General features: G+C 63.0%; 13 protein-coding genes. 7 read left to right on the top strand and 6 right to left on the bottom strand.

What is annotated here, in order from left to right; all coding sequences use genetic code 11:
* Nucleotides 1–51: 51 nt before the first annotated feature.
* The 5 genes from KIT08_04820 (at nucleotide 52) to KIT08_04800 (ending at nucleotide 7,746) form a co-directional block, all read left to right on the top strand.
* Nucleotides 52–822, top strand: coding sequence for a M23 family metallopeptidase (locus KIT08_04820; GenBank protein UYN90561.1), 771 nt, complete (start codon nucleotides 52–54; stop codon nucleotides 820–822).
* 607 nt (nucleotides 823–1,429) lie between these two features.
* A complete protein-coding gene (gene hutU / locus KIT08_04815) occupies nucleotides 1,430–3,085 on the top strand; it encodes a urocanate hydratase (protein ID UYN90560.1) in 1,656 nt (551 codons plus the stop codon).
* 10 nt (nucleotides 3,086–3,095) lie between these two features.
* Nucleotides 3,096–4,268 carry an MFS transporter gene (locus KIT08_04810; protein ID UYN90559.1) on the top strand — a complete coding sequence of 391 codons (1,173 nt, stop codon included), beginning with the start codon at nucleotides 3,096–3,098 and terminating at the stop codon, nucleotides 4,266–4,268.
* A 45-nt stretch (nucleotides 4,269–4,313) separates the two neighbouring features.
* Nucleotides 4,314–5,513, top strand: a complete 1,200-nt coding sequence (locus KIT08_04805) for a L,D-transpeptidase (GenBank protein ID UYN90558.1) — start codon at nucleotides 4,314–4,316, stop codon at nucleotides 5,511–5,513.
* Nucleotides 5,514–5,739: 226 nt separating this feature from the next.
* On the top strand, nucleotides 5,740–7,746 hold the full coding sequence (locus KIT08_04800) for a 4Fe-4S dicluster domain-containing protein (protein UYN90557.1): 2,007 nt from the start codon (nucleotides 5,740–5,742) through the stop codon (nucleotides 7,744–7,746).
* 210 nt (nucleotides 7,747–7,956) lie between these two features.
* On the opposite strand, the gene KIT08_04795 is transcribed toward KIT08_04800, so the two are convergent.
* Nucleotides 7,957–8,985: an aminotransferase class I/II-fold pyridoxal phosphate-dependent enzyme gene (locus KIT08_04795; protein UYN90556.1), complete on the bottom strand. Its 1,029-nt coding sequence runs from the start codon at nucleotides 8,983–8,985 to the stop codon at nucleotides 7,957–7,959.
* Between the two features lie 75 nt (nucleotides 8,986–9,060).
* Between KIT08_04795 and KIT08_04790 the strand changes: the two genes are divergently transcribed.
* Together KIT08_04790 and lpdA are read left to right on the top strand one after the other, a co-directional pair.
* Nucleotides 9,061–10,617, top strand: a complete 1,557-nt coding sequence (locus KIT08_04790; GenBank protein UYN90555.1) for a 2-oxo acid dehydrogenase subunit E2 — start codon at nucleotides 9,061–9,063, stop codon at nucleotides 10,615–10,617.
* Between the two features lie 19 nt (nucleotides 10,618–10,636).
* Nucleotides 10,637–12,034: a dihydrolipoyl dehydrogenase gene (lpdA, locus tag KIT08_04785; GenBank protein ID UYN90554.1), complete on the top strand. Its 1,398-nt coding sequence runs from the start codon at nucleotides 10,637–10,639 to the stop codon at nucleotides 12,032–12,034.
* Nucleotides 12,035–12,062: 28 nt separating this feature from the next.
* On the opposite strand, the gene KIT08_04780 is transcribed toward lpdA, so the two are convergent.
* From KIT08_04780 to KIT08_04760, 5 genes are read right to left on the bottom strand one after another with little or no spacing between them, the layout of a single operon-like run.
* Complete coding sequence (locus tag KIT08_04780) at nucleotides 12,063–12,596, bottom strand: hypothetical protein (protein ID UYN90553.1); 534 nt, start codon at nucleotides 12,594–12,596, stop codon at nucleotides 12,063–12,065.
* A complete protein-coding gene (locus KIT08_04775) occupies nucleotides 12,589–13,761 on the bottom strand; it encodes a glycosyltransferase family 4 protein (GenBank protein ID UYN90552.1) in 1,173 nt (390 codons plus the stop codon). Before KIT08_04775 ends, KIT08_04780 begins: the two co-directional genes overlap by 8 nt.
* Nucleotides 13,761–14,855 carry a glycosyltransferase gene (locus KIT08_04770; protein ID UYN90551.1) on the bottom strand — a complete coding sequence of 365 codons (1,095 nt, stop codon included), beginning with the start codon at nucleotides 14,853–14,855 and terminating at the stop codon, nucleotides 13,761–13,763. The genes KIT08_04775 and KIT08_04770 overlap by 1 nt, the downstream gene beginning before the upstream one ends.
* Entirely contained in the window at nucleotides 14,852–15,685 is an 834-nt protein-coding gene (locus KIT08_04765; GenBank protein UYN90550.1) for an FkbM family methyltransferase, read from the bottom strand. The genes KIT08_04770 and KIT08_04765 overlap by 4 nt, the downstream gene beginning before the upstream one ends.
* Nucleotides 15,678–16,700, bottom strand: a complete 1,023-nt coding sequence (locus tag KIT08_04760; GenBank protein UYN90549.1) for a glycosyltransferase family 4 protein — start codon at nucleotides 16,698–16,700, stop codon at nucleotides 15,678–15,680. The genes KIT08_04765 and KIT08_04760 overlap by 8 nt, the downstream gene beginning before the upstream one ends.
* Nucleotides 16,701–16,705 lie beyond the last annotated feature (5 nt).

Raw genomic sequence — 16,705 nt, 5'->3', positions numbered from 1 at the left:
CACCCGCGCCGCGCGGGCAGCTGTTTGTGCCCTAACGTTACAATCGTGTTTGTGAAGCCGCAATGCTACCTCGTGAGCGCCGTATTTGTGCTCTGGCTGGCCGCCTGCAGCGCCCCGCCCCCGCCCGCTACGGCGACTGCGCTGCCCAGCGCCACTCTGGCGCCTACGGTGACCCCCAGCCCGGTGCCCAGCGAGACGCCCACCGCAACGGCCACCCCGCGCAGCGCCATCTGCACGCCGCTGGCCGGGCATGACATAGCCACCTTGATGAGCCTGTACATGACCCAGCCCTTCATCCCGCCGGCCGGCGCCAACAAGGAAACCGGGCATCATGGCTTGGATTTTGCCTATTACAGCGGCGGCCCCACCGGCGGGCATATCAATGGCACGCCGGTGCAATCCGTGTTGGATGGCTATGTAGCCGGTGTGGGCTACAACGCGGTGTATGGCCACTACCTCGTGAGCGAGACGCCGTTCGAGCAGTTGCCAGCGGGTGTCGCCGAACTCTACGGCATGCAAGCGAATCACTCGCTGTATTTGCTGTATGCCCATTTGCAGCAACCCGCGCCGTTCGCAGCCGGCGATGGGCTGGTCTGCGCCCAGTTGCTGGGCCATGTGGGCGATTCGGGTGACCGCTTCTTTGTAAGCGACCCGCATTTGCACTTCGAGACGCGGGTCGGCGCGGCCGGGCTGCAGCTGGGCGCGATGGCCTACTACACCACCACCGCCACCGAGGACGAGAAGGCCGAGTACATGCGCTGGCGCACCGGCGACGAGTTCCGCCTGGCCGACCCCAGCATCCTGCTTACCGTAGCACCCTGACGTGGCAATGCACTTCTGTCATTGCGAGGACGTGAAACGGTGCAGCCGTTGAGCGGCGTAGCAATCTGAGCTTTGCTTTCCTACCTGTGTCCTGTAGCGATTGCCAGGTTTGGTGCGCTCCCCTCCGCCTTCCTTGACATGTCCACCCAATTCACCCAACAACTCCCATTCGCTGCTATAACCTCCTGGCCGACCGAGCATCCTGCTTACATCGAACCCTGACTTGGCAATTCGCTCTGTCATTGCGAGGACGTGAAACGGCGTAGCCGTTGAGCGGCGTAGCCGTTGAGCGGCGTAGCCGTTGAGCGGCGTAGCAATCTGAGCTTTTGCTTTCTGCCTATGTCCTGTAGGACCAGTGGAACGAGGTTAAAACTATTAAAACAATTAATACATTAAATACATTTCCCGTAAGCGCAGGCTAAGTGCTCGCCAAAAACAGGGGCAAATGTTTTAACTTGGGGTCGGGGCCTCGAAACAAGATGATGATTATTAAAAGTTATCCGCAAACAAACAACGGATATTCGATAGAGTTTGCGTAAAACTCCAAACGCTCGGCTGCCTTTGCCGAGCGTAGTAAACTGACAATATCCCACAGTAAGGAAATGGCATGACCTCAGCCCGAGTCATTCGCTCCCCGCGCGGCACCCAGCTCACCTGCAAGAACTGGCAGATTGAAGCCGTCTACCGCATGCTGCACAACAACCTGGACCCTGAAGTCGCCGAATACCCTGAGAACCTGGTGGTCTACGGCGGCCGCGGCCAGGCCGCCCGCAACTGGGAATCGTTTGACGCTATTTTGGAGACGCTGCGCACCCTGGAGCCGGATGAGACCCTGCTGGTCCAGTCTGGCAAGCCGGTCGCCGTGTTTCGCTCGCACACCGATGCGCCCCGCGTGCTGATCGCCAATTCCAATCTCGTCCCGTATTGGGCCACTCAGCATCACTTTGATGAGCTGGCTGCCAAAGGCTTGATGATGTACGGTCAGATGACCGCCGGCTCGTGGATCTACATCGGCACGCAGGGCATCTTGCAGGGCACCTATGAGACCCTGGGTGCGCTGGCCCGCCAGCGCGGCTGGGGCTCGCTGAAGGGCAAGTTCGTGCTCACCGCCGGCTTGGGCGGCATGGGCGGCGCCCAGCCGCTGGCTGTCACCATGAACGAAGGCGTCGGCCTGGTGGTGGAGGTGGACCCGGCGCGGGCCAAACGCCGCCACGAGATCGGCTATGTGGACGATGTGGTCGATACGCTCGAAGAAGCCATGACCTTGGTTGAGGACTATGTCGCCAAGGGCCAGCCGCGCTCGATCGGGCTCATCGGCAATGCGGCTGAAATATTCCCTGAGCTGTTACAGCGCGGCGTCGTGCCGGATGTGGTCACCGACCAGACCCCCGCGCATGACCTGCTTGCCTATATCCCGGCGGGCATGAACCTGGCGGAGGCGGAGGCGCTGCGCAGCAGCGACCCCGCCGAGTTCGAGCGGCGTTCGCAAGCCAGCATGGCCGCCCACGTGGAGGCCATGCTGGGCTTCCAGCAAAAGGGCAGCGAGGTCTTCGACTACGGCAACAACCTGCGCCAGCGCGCTTTGGAATATGGCGTCAAGAGCGCTTTCGACTTTCCCGGGTTCGTGCCCGCCTACATTCGCCCGCTGTTCAGTGAGGGCAAAGGCCCGTTCCGCTGGGTGGCCCTCAGTGGCGACCCTGAGGATATATACAAGACCGACGAAGCCATCAAGCAACTCTTCCCGCAGGATGAGCATTTGCAACGTTGGCTGGTGATGGCGCGCGAGCGCATTCCCTTCCAGGGTCTGCCGGCGCGTATCTGCTGGCTGGGCTATGGCGAGCGCGCCAAGGCCGGCCTGCGCTTCAACGAGATGGTCGCCAGCGGCGAGCTGAGCGCGCCCATCGCTATCGGGCGTGATCATCTCGATTCCGGCTCGGTGGCCTCGCCCAATCGCGAGACGGAGGCGATGAAAGACGGCACCGATGCGGTCAGCGACTGGCCCATCCTCAACGCTCTGATCAACGCCGTCAACGGCGCCACCTGGGTATCCTTCCATCACGGCGGCGGCGTGGGCATTGGCTACAGCCAGCACGCCGGCCAGGTGATCGTGGCGGACGGCACGCCGCAGGCGGCCGCCCGCCTGGAGCGCGTGCTGACCAGCGACCCCGGCATGGGCGTGGTGCGCCACGCCGATGCCGGCTACGACGAGGCGCTGGCCGCGGCCAAGCGGCACGGCATCAAGATGCCGATGCTGGGCCGCTAAAGCGATCCCCATGAGCTCAATGAGAGACTCGCTGCGTGTGCAGCTCGTATTCCTGACCTTTGTGCGCATGCTGATCAGCACGGCATTCCGCATGGTCTATCCGTTCCTGCCCGTCTTCCGTGATGCACTCAATGTGCCACTGGAAACGCTGACGCGCGCGGTTGGGTTGCGTTCGCTGGTGTCGGCATTCGCCGCACCGTTCCTCGCCACGGTTGGCGATACCCGCGGCCGCCGCACCGGCATTGTGCTGGGTCTGTTCGTGTTCATTCTCGGTGTAGCCGTGGTCAGCTTTTGGCCTACCTTCGGCGGCTTCACCCTGTCGATGATCCTGATGCTGATGGGCAAGGCCACCTTTGACCCGTCGCTGCAAGCCTACATTGGTGACCGCGTGCCGTATGCCCGGCGCAGCGCGGCCATCACCGTCACCGAGTTCAGTTGGTCGGGCGCTTTCATTCTCGGTGTGCCCGTCATGGGGTGGATCATTGGGCGCTTTGGCTGGCTGGCGCCCTTCCAGCTCCTGGGCGTGATGGTCCTGCTGTGCATCTTTGCCGTGCTGTGGATGATGCAGGCCCAAGGCGCCCGGCCAGCGGTTGCCAGCAGCACCCTGGGCAACTTCAAAGTGGTTATGCGATCCCAGTCGGCGCGCATGGTGCTGTTGCTCACCTTGTTCACCTGTACCGCCAATGAGCTGGTGGCGCTGACCTTTGGCGCATGGCTGGAGATGAGCTTTGGCTTGCAATTGGCCGCCCTCGGCGCCGCCGCAGCCGTGCTCGGAATCGCCGAGCTGAGCGGCGAGGGGCTGGTGGCGCTGGTGACCGACCGCCTCGGCAAGCGCCGCGCCATTGTCATCGGCCTGTTGGTCAACTGCGCCGCGTGTGTGGCCATGCCCATCTTCGGCGGCAGCTACGCCGGCGCGCTCATTACGCTATTTTTCTTCTATGTGAGCTTTGAGTTCATCATTGTGAGCAGCATCCCGCTGATGACCGAAGTGCTGCCCGCGGCGCGGGCCACGATGATGTCAGGTTTCGTCACCTTTGCTTCGATAGGGCGTGCGCTGGCCAGTCTGGTGACCCCAGTGCTGTTTGCGCAGGGATTCGGCTTCAATACCGGGGCGGCGATCGCCTTCAACCTGCTGGCCCTATGGAGCCTGACGCGGATCCAGATCGCCGCTGAAAACCCATGATCCCTTAAGCCAGCCAAAAGCCGCCGCCGCTATAATTTTGATCATATGCGCACACTGCACGCCGCCCTCCTGCTCGCTTTCGTTCTGACCACTGTTCCCACCCCGGCCCTGGCCGCCCCGGCGCCCACGCCGGCGGCCGGTGACCCGCTGTGCCTGCCGCCCGCCTTCGGCACGGCGACTGACTGCCAGCCGCTGGGCTCGTACGGTTACTTCCAGCGTCTGTCTGAGATCGGCATGTCCCTGCCACTTCGCCCGCTGGACGCGCAGCTGATCGACCCGGCCATGGCCGAACTGCCGATCAGCTACGCCATCGTCAATACCTCTGACAGCACCGGCATCATCCAGCGCCCGGTGTTTGCCACGCTGGAAGATGCGGTGGCGTACACCAACCCGCGCTCCTACATCAAATTCGGTACAAGCCCCCATTACGTGACCTATACCGGCTTCCAGCAGGTGGACGGCACCAGCTATTACCTGACCAACCTGGGTTGGATGAAACGCAGCGATCTCTCCCCGGTGGAAGTGCGCCGCTTTGGTATGGGCATGTTGTTTGACACCACTCCCGCGCGGCCGTTCGGCTGGGTGCTGGAGCACTCCGCTGGCGAAATGGCACCGTTCCCCACGTACAGCAGCCCCAGCCTGCAGGCGCCGCGTTCGCCTGGCACCCTGGCGGCTTACAGCGTCATCGAAGTCTTCGATATCCAACAGGTTGCCGATCTGCAGTGGTATCTGGTGGGGCCGGACCAGTGGCTGAATTCGTTGCAGATGCGCTTGGTGCACCCGATGACAGAAGCGCCCGAGGGGGTGGAGGGTGGACGCTGGATCGAGATCAACCTGGAGCAGCAGTCCCTGTCGGTCTATGAGAACAACCAGCTTGTCTTCGCCACACTGATCGCCACCGGCCTGGATAATTTGTGGACGCGGCCAGGCTTGTTCCAGATTTACGAGAAGCACGACACCACGGCCATGAGCGGAGATTTCTCCGGTGGCACGGGTGGCTATTACTACCTGGCGGATGTGCCTTGGACGATGTATTACGACCAGGCGCGTGCGATCCACGGCGCCTACTGGCGCCAGAAGCAGTTCTTCGGCTATCAAGGCTCGCACGGTTGCGTGAACCTGGCGATTGGCGATGCCCGCTGGGTCTATGAATGGGCCAATGTGGGCGATTGGGTGTATGTGCATGACCCGTCTGGCCGCACCCCGACCGACGAAGAGTTCCAATACAGCGAGGGTGGGGCATAGTCGTGAATAAAAGGCCAGGCAATTTTGCCTGGCCTTTTTATATGCGATGACTCCATTGCACCGTTGTCATTCCGAACGAGCGGCGTAGCCGCGAGGAGGAATCCGTTAAGGCGATGACCACCATGATCCTTTCTGTTCGAGCTTTTCAGGATGAGCAGAATCCGCACAGTTGGAATACATGCCAGCGCTGACCGCTGGTTTGCTCCTATGCTAGAATTTTTGTCTCATGCTGACACTCCCTGAAAAGATCATATTCTTCATTGCCGCCGCAGCCAGCGGCTACGCCGCCCTGCAAGTGGCCTTGCGCGTGGTGCGCATCATCGGGCGCGGGCATGGCAAGCCGGATTGGTCGCTCATCCCCAAGCGGTTGCTGCCCACTGGCGTCAAAGCCGTGGCGCTCACCCCTACCTGGCGCAAGCGCCTGCTGGTGAGCGTGCTGCACGCCATGGTGGTGTGGGCCTTCATGTTCTATCTGCTGGTCAATATCGGCGATGTGCTCGAGGCGTTGATCCCCAACTTTGTGTTCCTGGGGCAGGGCGTGATCGGCAATGTGTATCGCCTGCTGGCCGACCTGCTGACCGTGGCCGGCATCAGTGGCATGCTGGCCTTGCTGGCGCGCCGCTTCGTGCTGCGCCCGCGCGAGCTGACCACGCGTGAAAGCACCCTGCTGCACCCCAAGGCGCGTGCCGGCATCCGCCGCGACTCGCTCATCGTGGGCCTGTTCATCGTCTTCCATCTGGGCGGCCGGTTCCTGGGCAACAGCTTCAAGCTGGCCCTGCATGGGGCCGACCCGTGGCAGCCGCTGTCTTCGGCTGCGGCCCAGCTGTGGGCCGGGCTGTCGCCTGCCGCTCAAACCGTTGGCGAGCATGTCGGTTTCTGGCTCGCCATTGGCCTCATCATGGCCTTCTTCCCGTACTTCCTGTATTCCAAGCACATCCATATCTTCATGGCGCCGCTCAACTTTCTGCTGCGCCCTGAGCGCCCAGCCCCGGGTGCGCTGGATAGGCTGAACTTTGACGACAACACCATCGAGCAGTTTGGCGCCACGCGGGTAGAAGATTTCGCCTGGCATCAAATTCTGGATGGCTATGCCTGCATCATGTGCAATCGCTGTCAGGACGCCTGCCCGGCCTACAACACCGGCAAAGTGCTCTCCCCGGCTGCGCTGGAAATTAACAAGCGCTATTTCCTCAATCAAGAGGGCGGCCGCCTGGCGGCCGGCGAAGCCAGCAGCCAAACCCTGCTCGAATTTGCCATCACCGAAGAAGCCGTGCTGGCCTGCACGGCCTGCGGCGCCTGCACGGACATTTGCCCCGTGGGCAACGACCCGATGCGCGACATTATGGACATCCGCCGCTCGATGGTGCTGATGGAAGACAAGGCGCCTGCCCAATGGCAGACTGCCTTTCGCGGCATGGAACGCAGCATGAACCCGTGGAATGTGCCGCCCACCGAGCGCATGAAGTGGGCTGAGGGACTGAACGTGCAGACGGTGGAACAGAACCCTGACCCCGAGGTTTTATGGTGGGTCGGCTGTGCCCCGGCAACTGACCCGCGCGCCCAGGAGACGGCCAAGGCCCTGGCCAAGGTGCTGCACGCCGCCAATGTGAACTTCGCCGTGCTGGGCCAGAACGAGCAGTGCACAGGCGACTCGGCTCGCCGTGCTGGCAATGAGTTCCTGTTCAATGAGCTTGCCACCGCTAACGTGGAGATGCTCAACGAAGTTGCCCCCAAGCGCATCCTGACCACCTGCCCGCATTGCATGCACACCCTGAAGAACGAATACGGCCAGTTTGGCGGCCACTACGAAGTGGTGCACCACACCAGCTATATTGATGAGCTGATCAACGGCGGCCGCCTGAGGGTGAAAGCCGGGCCGGATACTCAAACCGCTATGCACGACCCGTGCTATCTGGGGCGTCAGAACGATGTGGTCATTGAGCCGCGCAATGTGCTCAACGCGGTCAACGCCGATCTTGTAGAGATGGCCAAGACCAAGAAACAATCCTTCTGCTGCGGCGCCGGCGGCGCCCAGATGTGGAAGGAAGAAGAGCACGGCACCACCCGCGTGAACAGCGAGCGTATTCGCCAGGCGCAGGAAGTGGGCGCCGACACGCTGGCAGTAGGCTGCCCCTACTGCATGATCATGCTCTCGGACGCCGCCAAGACCGATGCACCACAGATGCGCGTGCGCGATGTGGTCGAGATCGTGTTCGAGAATTTAGACGACTAGTTGTCAGAAAGTGCACATCGATTTCAAACAGCGCAGCCATTGGCTGCGCTGTTTTTGGTCACTGTGTCATCCTGAGCGGGTAGTGAGATAGCCATCTGGACGCCGAAGCCGCGCCAGCGAAGGATCCTTATGAGCGTATCTTCTATGCAGCGCGTATTTGTGAGACATACCAATAAGAATCCCTCGCTGCGCGCGGGATGCACACCTTTACTAGGCCAACCCGCGCGCATCCTCTAAAAATTCCTGCACGGCCTGTTCCTCGGTCGCCCATGAGGTCACCAGGCGTATCGCCGACATGCCCTCGCTCGCTGGCGCCCACACATAGAAGCCGTACTCTTGCTGCAACTGTGCGATCAACTCATCCGGCAGGATCGGGAAGATCTGGTTGGTCTGTGGCGGCGTCAGAAAAGCGAAACCTAATTCCTGCAGCCCATCGGCCAGCTGCTCAGCCATGCGGTTGGCGTGCTGGGCCAACTCAAAATACAACTCGTCGGCGAACAGCTCCAGGAATTGGGCGCCGACCACGCGGCCCTTGGCAAGCAGCGCGCCGCGCTGTTTGATGTGCCAGCGAAATTCGGGCTGCAGGGCCGGATTGGTAATGATGATCGCCTCGCCCAGCAGAGCCCCGTTCTTGGTGCCGCCGATGTAGAGCATATCGGTCAGCGCGGCAATATCAGCCAGGCTCAGGTCGCTGTCTTTGGCGGTCAGCGCCGAGCCGATGCGCGCGCCGTCCAGATACAAGTACAGGCCGTGCTGCAAACAGAAGGCTCGCAAGGCTTCCAGCTCAGTTTTGGAATAGATCGTGCCCACTTCGCTGGCGTGTGATATGAACACCACCTTGGGTTTGGTTACATGCTCGTCGCGCGGGGCGCCGAGTAGCTGGTGTAGCGCCTGCGGGTGCAGCTTACCATCCTGGCTGGCGATGGTCTCGATCTTGTGGCCGGTGGCTTCCACCGCCCCGGCCTCGTGCACATTGATGTGCCCGCTGTTTGGCGCGATCACGGATTCATATGGCCGCAGCATGGAGGCCAGGCACAGCAAATTCGCCTGCGTGCCCCCAGAGACAAAGTGCACCGCCGCTTTCGGATTGCCGATCGCCTCCTGGATCATAGTCTGTGCCTGCAGCGAAAGCGCGTCTTCGCCATAGCCGGTCATTTGCTGCAGGTTGCTGGCGGCCAGGCGTTCCAGGATCTTGGGGTGAGCGCCTTCGGAGTAGTCGTTGAAGAACTGGTACTTCATGGCGCTGATTATAGTTGTCCGGTTGTCAAGCGATTGTGCAGCAGGCCGCCATGTTCCTCAGTTAGAATTAACCCTATGGCTGTGAAAGTCACCCTCCCGCAGATGGGCGAGGGCGTCACTGACGCCACCGTCACCAAATGGATCAAAAAAGAAGGCGAGCAGGTCAAGGAATATGACCCGTTGGTCGAGGTCAACACCGATAAGGTGGATACCGAGATCCCCAGCCCCGCCAGCGGCACGATCCTCAAGATATTGCAGGCTGAAGGCGCGGTCGTGCCTGTGAACGCCATCCTGGTGTGGATCGGCGAACCCGGCGAAAGCGTGCCGGAGGAAGATGGCGGCGCTCCCGCGGCCGCGGCGCCCAAGCCGGCAGCGGCGCAGCCCGTGCCGGCCGCCTTGCAGCCCGTTCCGGCGGCTGCACAACCCACGCCTGTGCCAAGTCAAGGTGTAGTGAAGCCCACCCCGGCGCCACTACAACCACAACTACAACCCGCACCTGTAGCCCACCAGCCCGCACCGGCCACCGCAGGTGGCCCGGTATCGGCCCTGGCGGCCAAAGTGGCCGCCGAGCACGGCGTCAACCTGGCGGCAGTGCAGGGCAGCGGCCCCGGCGGCCGCATTACCAAGGAAGATGTGCTGGCTGCGGCCCAGTCGGGTACCGCCCGCTTTGCGCCCGGCGGCCAGCCGCCTGCCGCCAGCGGCCCGGTATCGCTGCCCACGTTTGACGGGCACAACATGGCTACCTTCCTCTCGCCAGTGGTGCGCAAGCTGGCCGCTGAGCACAATATTGACGTTAGCCGCATCCGCGGCACGGGTGAAGGCGGCCGCGTGACCAAGGCCGACGTAGAAGCTGCGTTGGCCAATGGCCACATACCAGTGCAGTTTGCCGCGCCTTCGGCGCAACAAACTGCCGCGGCGAAGCCGCAATTTCCACCCGCGTTCCCCGAGGCCATCCCCGGCACGGTGATGAAGCTCAACCCGGTGCGCCGCGCCATTGCCGAGCACATGGTGCGCAGCAAGCACACTTCGCCGCATGTCACCACTGTCATGGAAGTCGACATGAGCGCGATCAGCCGCCACCGCGCCGCCAACAAAGCCGCCTTTGCCCAACAGAGTGTCAATCTCACCTTCACGGCTTATTTCGTCAATGCCATTGTGGCGGCCTGCAACGCCTATCCCATCGTCAACTCTTCGTGGAGCGACGAGGGCGTAGCGGTGCACAGCGCTGTCAACATTGGCGTCGCCACCGCGCTGGAGCCGGACGGCCTGATCGTGCCGGTGGTCAAGAACGCCGGCAGCATGACCCTGCTGGATATGGCCCGCGCCGTCAACGACCTTTCGGGCCGCGCCCGCGGCAAGCAGCTCAAGACCGATGAAGTGCAGGGCGGCACGATCACGCTCACCAATCACGGCACCAGCGGCTCGCTGTTCGCCACGCCTATCATCAATCAGCCGCAATGCGCCATCATCGGCACCGGGGCCATTCAGAAGCGCGCCGTGGTCATCAACGACGCCATCGCCATCCGCCCCATGGCCTACATCACCCTCACCTTCGACCATCGCATCCTTGACGGAGCGGTGGCTGATTATTTCCTCGGCACCATCAAATTCACACTGGAGAATTGGGCCTAGGCCCGCATTGGAGTAAAGCATGGCAAATTATGACGTTTTAGTGATCGGCGCTGGCCCGGGTGGCTATGTAGCCGCTATCCGCGCTGCCCAGTTGGGCAAGAAGGTCGGCATCGTTGACCGCGAGTTCCTCGGCGGGGTGTGTCTCAACGTGGGCTGCATCCCTTCCAAGGCGCTGCTTAAGAATGCTGAGATCGCCCACACCCTGCGCCACCGCGGCGAGGAGTTTGGCTTCAGCTTTGACAATCTCAAGCTGGACTACGGCGCGGCGGTCAAACGCAGCCGCCAGGTGTCTGAGCGCCTGGTCAAGGGCGTTGAGTTCCTGATGAAGAAGAACAAGATCGATGTCATCTGGGGCACGGGCAAACTGGCCGCCAAGGACACCGTCTCGGTCACCAGCAAGGACGGCGAGACCGAGCAGCACAAGGCCAAAGACATCATCATTGCCACCGGTGCCAGCGCCATCAATGTGCCCGGTGTGGAGCCGGACGGCAAGCAGGTGCTCACCTATTGGGAAGCCATTTTGCAGGAAACCCTGCCCAAGTCCGCCGTCGTAGTGGGAGGTGGCGCCATCGGCCTGGAATTTGCCACAGTGTGGGGCTCCTACGGAGTGGACGTGACCCTGGTGGAGATGCTCGACCGCATCGCCCCGCTGGAAGACGAAGAGGTCAGCAAAGAGCTGGCCAAGCAGATGGGCAAGAACGGCGTCGCAGTCAAGACCGGCACCAAGCTTGAGAAAGTGGAAAAGGGCAAGGGTGGCGTCAAAGTCACCGTATCCGGCAAGGACGGTCAGGAGACGATCGAGGCTGAGCAGATCCTGATGGCGATCGGCTTCCGCCCCAACACCAAGGACCTGGGTCTCGAAGCGGTTGGCGTGAAACTGGGCCAGCGCGGCGAGATCGAGATCGATGACCGTATGGCCACCAGCGTACCCGGTATCTGGGCCGTGGGCGATGTGACCGCCAAGCTTATGCTGGCCCATGTAGGCTCCGCGCAGGGCATTGTGTGCGCCGAGAACATTGCCGGCGTGGAAACGGTGAAGTTGGACTATCGCATGATGCCGCGTGCTACCTATTGCCACCCGCAGGTGGCTTCGTTCGGCCTGACCGAAGCGCAGGCCAAGGAAGCCGGCTACCAGGTGAAGGTCGGCCGCTTCAACTTCCAGGCCAATGGCAAGGCCCTCGGCCTGGGCGACTACTCCGGCTGGGTCAAGCTGGTGACCGATGAGCGCTACGGTGAGATCCTTGGCGCCCACATGATCGGCCCCGAGGTCACCGAGCTGCTGCCTGAGCTGACCATCGCCCAGATGGCCGAGTTGACCGCCGCCGAGGTGGCGCGCAATGTGCACGCCCACCCCAGCCTGAGCGAAGTGCTGATGGAAGTGGCCCACGCCGCCGAAGGGCAAGCCATTCACATGTAAGAAACAAAAGAGGCCGCAAGGCCTCTTTTTAGTTGTGGGGGATGCGCAGGCTCAACCCGGAATTGGGCGCGCCCAGCCTGTATTGGCTGGGGCGCTCAAAGTTGGTCTGGCGCAAGTCGGCCAGCAGCCCATCCGGCGCAATGCGGCGGCCGATACGCTCATCGGCCGCCTGGCGCGGCGTGGCCACCGCCTTGGCGCGGTAGATCTCCACGGCCGGGGCGGCCTGGTGGATGGCGGCGCAGCACACGGCGCGCATGTAGTAGCGATTGAATTCGCCGGCCGCCAAGGTCATCGCATAGTTGGCGGGCAGCTTCGCCGTCACCTCGCGGCCCTGGCGGGTATAGGTCTGCTCCGTTTGCAACAGATCTGCCGCGCTGAGCGCTGCAGCAAAGCTTTCGGGCGTGCCGGTTTCCAACGCGGTCAGTAGTAGCGGCAGATACCTAACCGCGCTCTCGGGCCTCAGTAGTGGATTGATGTACAGCGAATTTTGCTTCGCGTCGTGTTGCAGCTCATCCAGCATCAGTTTGCGGATATCGGCCGGCACTGGCTCGTAGTCATACATCGCTGTCACGGTCGAGGATGGCTTGGTAGAACGACTCAGCGCGGCGCATGCCCGTGTGATAGTCGGCGCGCTCAGCGATGAGCGTGCTATTGAGCGATGCGGCTTTGCTTCGCAAGGTCGCATCACTCAATCCGTGCAGGATGGCGGAGGCCAGCGCATCCGCATCGTTGGGGTTCACCAGCAGGCCATTCTCGCTGGGCGTGATCCATTCACGAATGGAGTCCAGGTCGCCGGCTACCGGCAGCAAGCCGCAGGCCATCGCTTCGAGCAGGGTGTTGGGCGTGCCGTCGTGCGTGCTGGGCGAGACCATGAGCTGGGCGTGGCGGTATCGTTCGGCCAGGTCAGCGGGCGTCAGCTTGTGCAGTAGGTTCACGTGGGTTTGGAGGCCATACTGGCGCACCCAGGCCTCGGCCTGCGGCTCGTTCGCCATCGCAGGGCAGTCCACTTGTAATTCAGGCACATCTTTCACTACGATTGAGAGCGCCTTGAAGAAGACATCGTTGCGCACGTAGGCGCGTATGCCGCGCGGGTTGATGATGCGCGGCGTGGCGAAGGGTTGTTTGGGCGGGTGGAACAGGTCGCGGCGCACTCCACCGTTGCCCGGCACAGCCAGTGTGGGTGCGCCGGCCGGCAGGGCCAGGTCTTGAGCCAGCCGCAGGTCACGCTGGGTGTCGGCCAGTAGGCCGCTGGCGCGCCGTAGGGCGCGCCGCGTAGCGGCGGCCATGAGCGGCGTGCTACGGGCGTGCAGTGTGAAATCATTGCCCCAGACGGAAAGCAGCAACGGCAGCGGGCTGTTTTGCATGGCAGTGGCGGCCAGCATGCCCTCGTAGGGGATGCGTAGAGCGTGCACCAGCTGTGGCTGTACCTGGCGGATGACAGCTTGCAACCCGGCGGCCGCGCCCGGCAGCGTGAGCGGGCCGGCCAGGTTGCGCAGGGCGGTACGCAGGCCGGTGGGCAGCAAGCCGCGGGCCGCTTTGCGCCCGCCGCCCGCGCCGCTGTAGGCTACGGGCGTATGGTGCAGCGAGGCCAGCCCGGGCTGGGCTTCGCAGACAAAAGTGCTGGCCAGGTGTACCTGGTAGCCTTGCTCAATGAAGTAAGCCAGCCATTGCTGCGTGATGGGCGAACGGCCGTCGGCCACGAAGAGGATACGCATTGGCGTACGCATCAGCCCTTCACCGTGTTAATGGCATGGATAAAGGCGGCTGCCATGCGCTCAAGATTGAAAGTGTCTTGCACGCGCTGGTATGAGGCTGCGCCTTTGGTTTGCAGGGAAACTGGATCGGCCAAGGCGTGTGCCAGGGCGGCGCGCAGCGCGGCTTCGTGGCCGGGCGGCAGCAGCCAGCCGTTCGTGCGGTCCACTAAGTCGGCCTGGCTGCCGTCGCCCTCGGCGACGATGATTGGCAGGCCATGCGCCATGGCCTGCTGCACGGCCAGGCCTCCCGTGCCGGGCAGCACGAAGAGATGGGCCTGGGCGAAGCGCTGCTCCAGTGCTTCGCCTTGCAGATGGCCAGTGAACTGGGTGTTGGGGTAGATGCGCTGAGCCAGTTGCTGCAGCTCGGCGCGGGCCGGCCCGTCGCCCACCAGCACCAGCTTGGGCTGGTGCTGGGCGGGCAGGGCGGCGCAGGCGCGCAGCAGTGCATCCAGGCGCTTGCGGGTTTGCAGGCGTCCGACGTACAGCACGGTCAGCGGCCCGTCAAAGTTGCGCGCCTGCACCGGTGCGTTGGGGCGCGGTGCAACCGCGTTGGGGGCGACGAAGATGCGTTCGGCAGGCAGGCCGAGGGCACGGTATTCGGCCTCGCCGCGCTGGCTGTAGGCAATCAGGCCATCGAACTGTTGCAGGAATTTGAGGCGCCGCTCGGTGCGCAGGCCTGCCAACGGGCCGCGCAGGGGCGGCGCGCCGAGGCCCCAGCCAAGCACGGGGCGGCCGTGCGTCTTCATCCAGCGGATGGCTTGCGGTGTGCTGAGGTAGCGCGGGTTGGCCTCGACCACCAGCGCGTCTGGGTTAAGACGCTGCAGCCAATCCAACAGGCCGCGCTGGTAGCACAAGTAGAGTGGGCCGGAGAATATGTGTAGATTGAAGGCAGGTTCCCAATGGGCAACATCCAGATGCATCGCCGAGCGAATAGCCTCGCCAGGGCGCGGTTGCCCGGCGAAGACGCTCAGGCCATCCGCATCTTTGGCCAGCAGGTCGAAGAATGGGGCGCGGTAACTGGGCAGGACGCGCTGCACGATGCCGAGGCGGCCGGCAAAATGGCTCATGCCGCCCTCGCAATGATGTAGCTCTTCTTTTTTAGTTCGCTGGCAGCATGGATGCGAGTGAATACAGCATCCATCCAATACATTTCATAGCCAGCTTGCTCAAGCAATTGCCAGCAGGCGCGACCAGCTTCGTAGCCGTGTAATTCAATGAACAAGACAGGCTTGGCGCTGCGCAGAAGGGTTTGCATGCCTTGCAGCGCCAGCACTTCGGCGCCTTCTATATCAATTTTGATCAGATCGGGCGCAGGATGTGTTGTGGCGAAATCATCCAACGCAATTGTTTCAACTTCAATCGTCTTGGCCGCGGCGCCGCCGGCGTGCAGGCGGCCCATGTCGTCGGAGCCGTGCAGGGCGAATGCGCCGCGGCCGCTGCGCTCGGCCGCGGCGGCCGGAACCAGCTGTATGCTCAAGCCCCGGTTGAGCTCCAAATTCTGGCGCAGACGTTGCTGGTTGGCGGGCAGTGGCTCAAAGGCAAAGACGCGGCCTTGCTCGCCAACGACGCGGGCGAACAGCAGGCTGACATAGCCGACATTGGCGCCCAGGTCGTACACCACCTGGCCGGGCTTGACCCAGTGTTGGATGGCGTGCTGCAACTCCATTTCGTAGGTGCCGAGCCAATAATCTTTCTCAGATTGCATATCCAGTAGCAGGCTTGCGCCCAGTAACCCGCCGCCCGCAACCGTGACCTGGGCCAACCCGCGCGGTGCGGCACGGTTGAGGGCGGCGCGCAGGCCGCGGCTCAGCGGGCCGAGCTTATACAGCCCGCGTTTGAGCGGGGCAGGTAGCAGGCGGGCGGCCGCTGCCGCCAGGCCCAGCAACGGGTTAGCCACGCAGCGCCTCGAGGTACGCATCCACCATTTGCTCGAGGCCAAGATGGGCTTCGGCGTGGGCGCGGGCGGCCAGGCGCAGGGCGGCTTGCTGGGCGTCCTGTGCGGTGAGCATCTCTGCCGCCGCCACGGCCAGGGCGGGAGCATCTGGCGCATCCAGCTGCCACGGGTCCCCGCCGTACGCCACCAGGCGGCCAGCGGCGGGGGGCACCAGCTCGCTCAGCGCGCCTGTATCGTAGGCCAATACGGGCAGCCCGCAGGCCAGCGCCTCGATGACCGAGTTGGGGCAGGCGGCGTTGATGTCGGTAGAGTACAGCAGGTGAGCGGAGCGGTTGAGGGCCGGGATCTTGTCATTGGGCAGTACGCCAACCCATTGGATGGGGCGTTGGGTGCGGCCTGCGTAGCGCATGCGCTGCACCTCGCTCACCATGCCGGCCACGACCAGCTCTATGTCCAGCTGGTGCTCGCGTTCCAGTGTACGAACCAGGCCGATGGCGCTTTCAAGACCCAGCTCGTAGCCGCCGCGCAGGCTGCCCTCCACCACCAGGATACGCAAGTGGCTGGTTGGCGGAGCTTCTTCGCCTTGGGGTGTGAACGTGGCCAGGTCAACGCCATTGTGAATGATGCGGAAATCTGGCCCCGCACCATATTGGCGCTGCCACCACTCCTGCACAAAGCGGCTCTGGTAGACGATCCGGGTGGCCAGCCGGCCACGAATATGGGCCAGCACCCGGTTGCCGCGCTCGGCCCGCAGCCAGTGCAGCGGGCCGGTGCGCATGCGGCGATGCAGCCAGTTGATGCCATCCAGCCGTTGCACGACCGGGATATTGCGCTGGCGCGCCTGGCGCAACGCGCCAAAGTGGCGCGTGCCGCCGATGACCAGCAGGCTGTCCAGCGCGCCGTCAAGCTCAAAACTGTGCTGAATGTTGCGGGCGGCCAGACCATGTATAAGCTTGGCCTGGAAGGAAACCATGCCGCCCACACCGGAGACTTTGGGGATGATGCCAATGCGTTTCACAATAG

Source organism: Anaerolineales bacterium (assembly GCA_025808555.1).
In the GTDB taxonomy this organism is placed as follows: Bacteria; Chloroflexota; Anaerolineae; order Anaerolineales; family UBA11579; genus JAMCZK01.
Note: the sequence above shows the minus strand (reverse complement) of the source record. Positions and strands in the feature narration are given on the sequence as shown.

Coding starts and splice junctions, on each gene's coding strand:
- hutU (UYN90560.1), top strand. CDS start 1,430: ATGACCTCAGCCCGAGTCATTCGCTCCCCGCGCGGCACCCAGCTCACC.
- KIT08_04810 (UYN90559.1), top strand. CDS start 3,096: ATGAGCTCAATGAGAGACTCGCTGCGTGTGCAGCTCGTATTCCTGACC.
- KIT08_04805 (UYN90558.1), top strand. CDS start 4,314: ATGCGCACACTGCACGCCGCCCTCCTGCTCGCTTTCGTTCTGACCACT.
- KIT08_04800 (UYN90557.1), top strand. CDS start 5,740: ATGCTGACACTCCCTGAAAAGATCATATTCTTCATTGCCGCCGCAGCC.
- KIT08_04795 (UYN90556.1), bottom strand. CDS start 8,985: ATGAAGTACCAGTTCTTCAACGACTACTCCGAAGGCGCTCACCCCAAG.
- KIT08_04790 (UYN90555.1), top strand. CDS start 9,061: ATGGCTGTGAAAGTCACCCTCCCGCAGATGGGCGAGGGCGTCACTGAC.
- lpdA (UYN90554.1), top strand. CDS start 10,637: ATGGCAAATTATGACGTTTTAGTGATCGGCGCTGGCCCGGGTGGCTAT.
- KIT08_04780 (UYN90553.1), bottom strand. CDS start 12,596: ATGTATGACTACGAGCCAGTGCCGGCCGATATCCGCAAACTGATGCTG.
- KIT08_04775 (UYN90552.1), bottom strand. CDS start 13,761: ATGCGTACGCCAATGCGTATCCTCTTCGTGGCCGACGGCCGTTCGCCC.
- KIT08_04770 (UYN90551.1), bottom strand. CDS start 14,855: ATGAGCCATTTTGCCGGCCGCCTCGGCATCGTGCAGCGCGTCCTGCCC.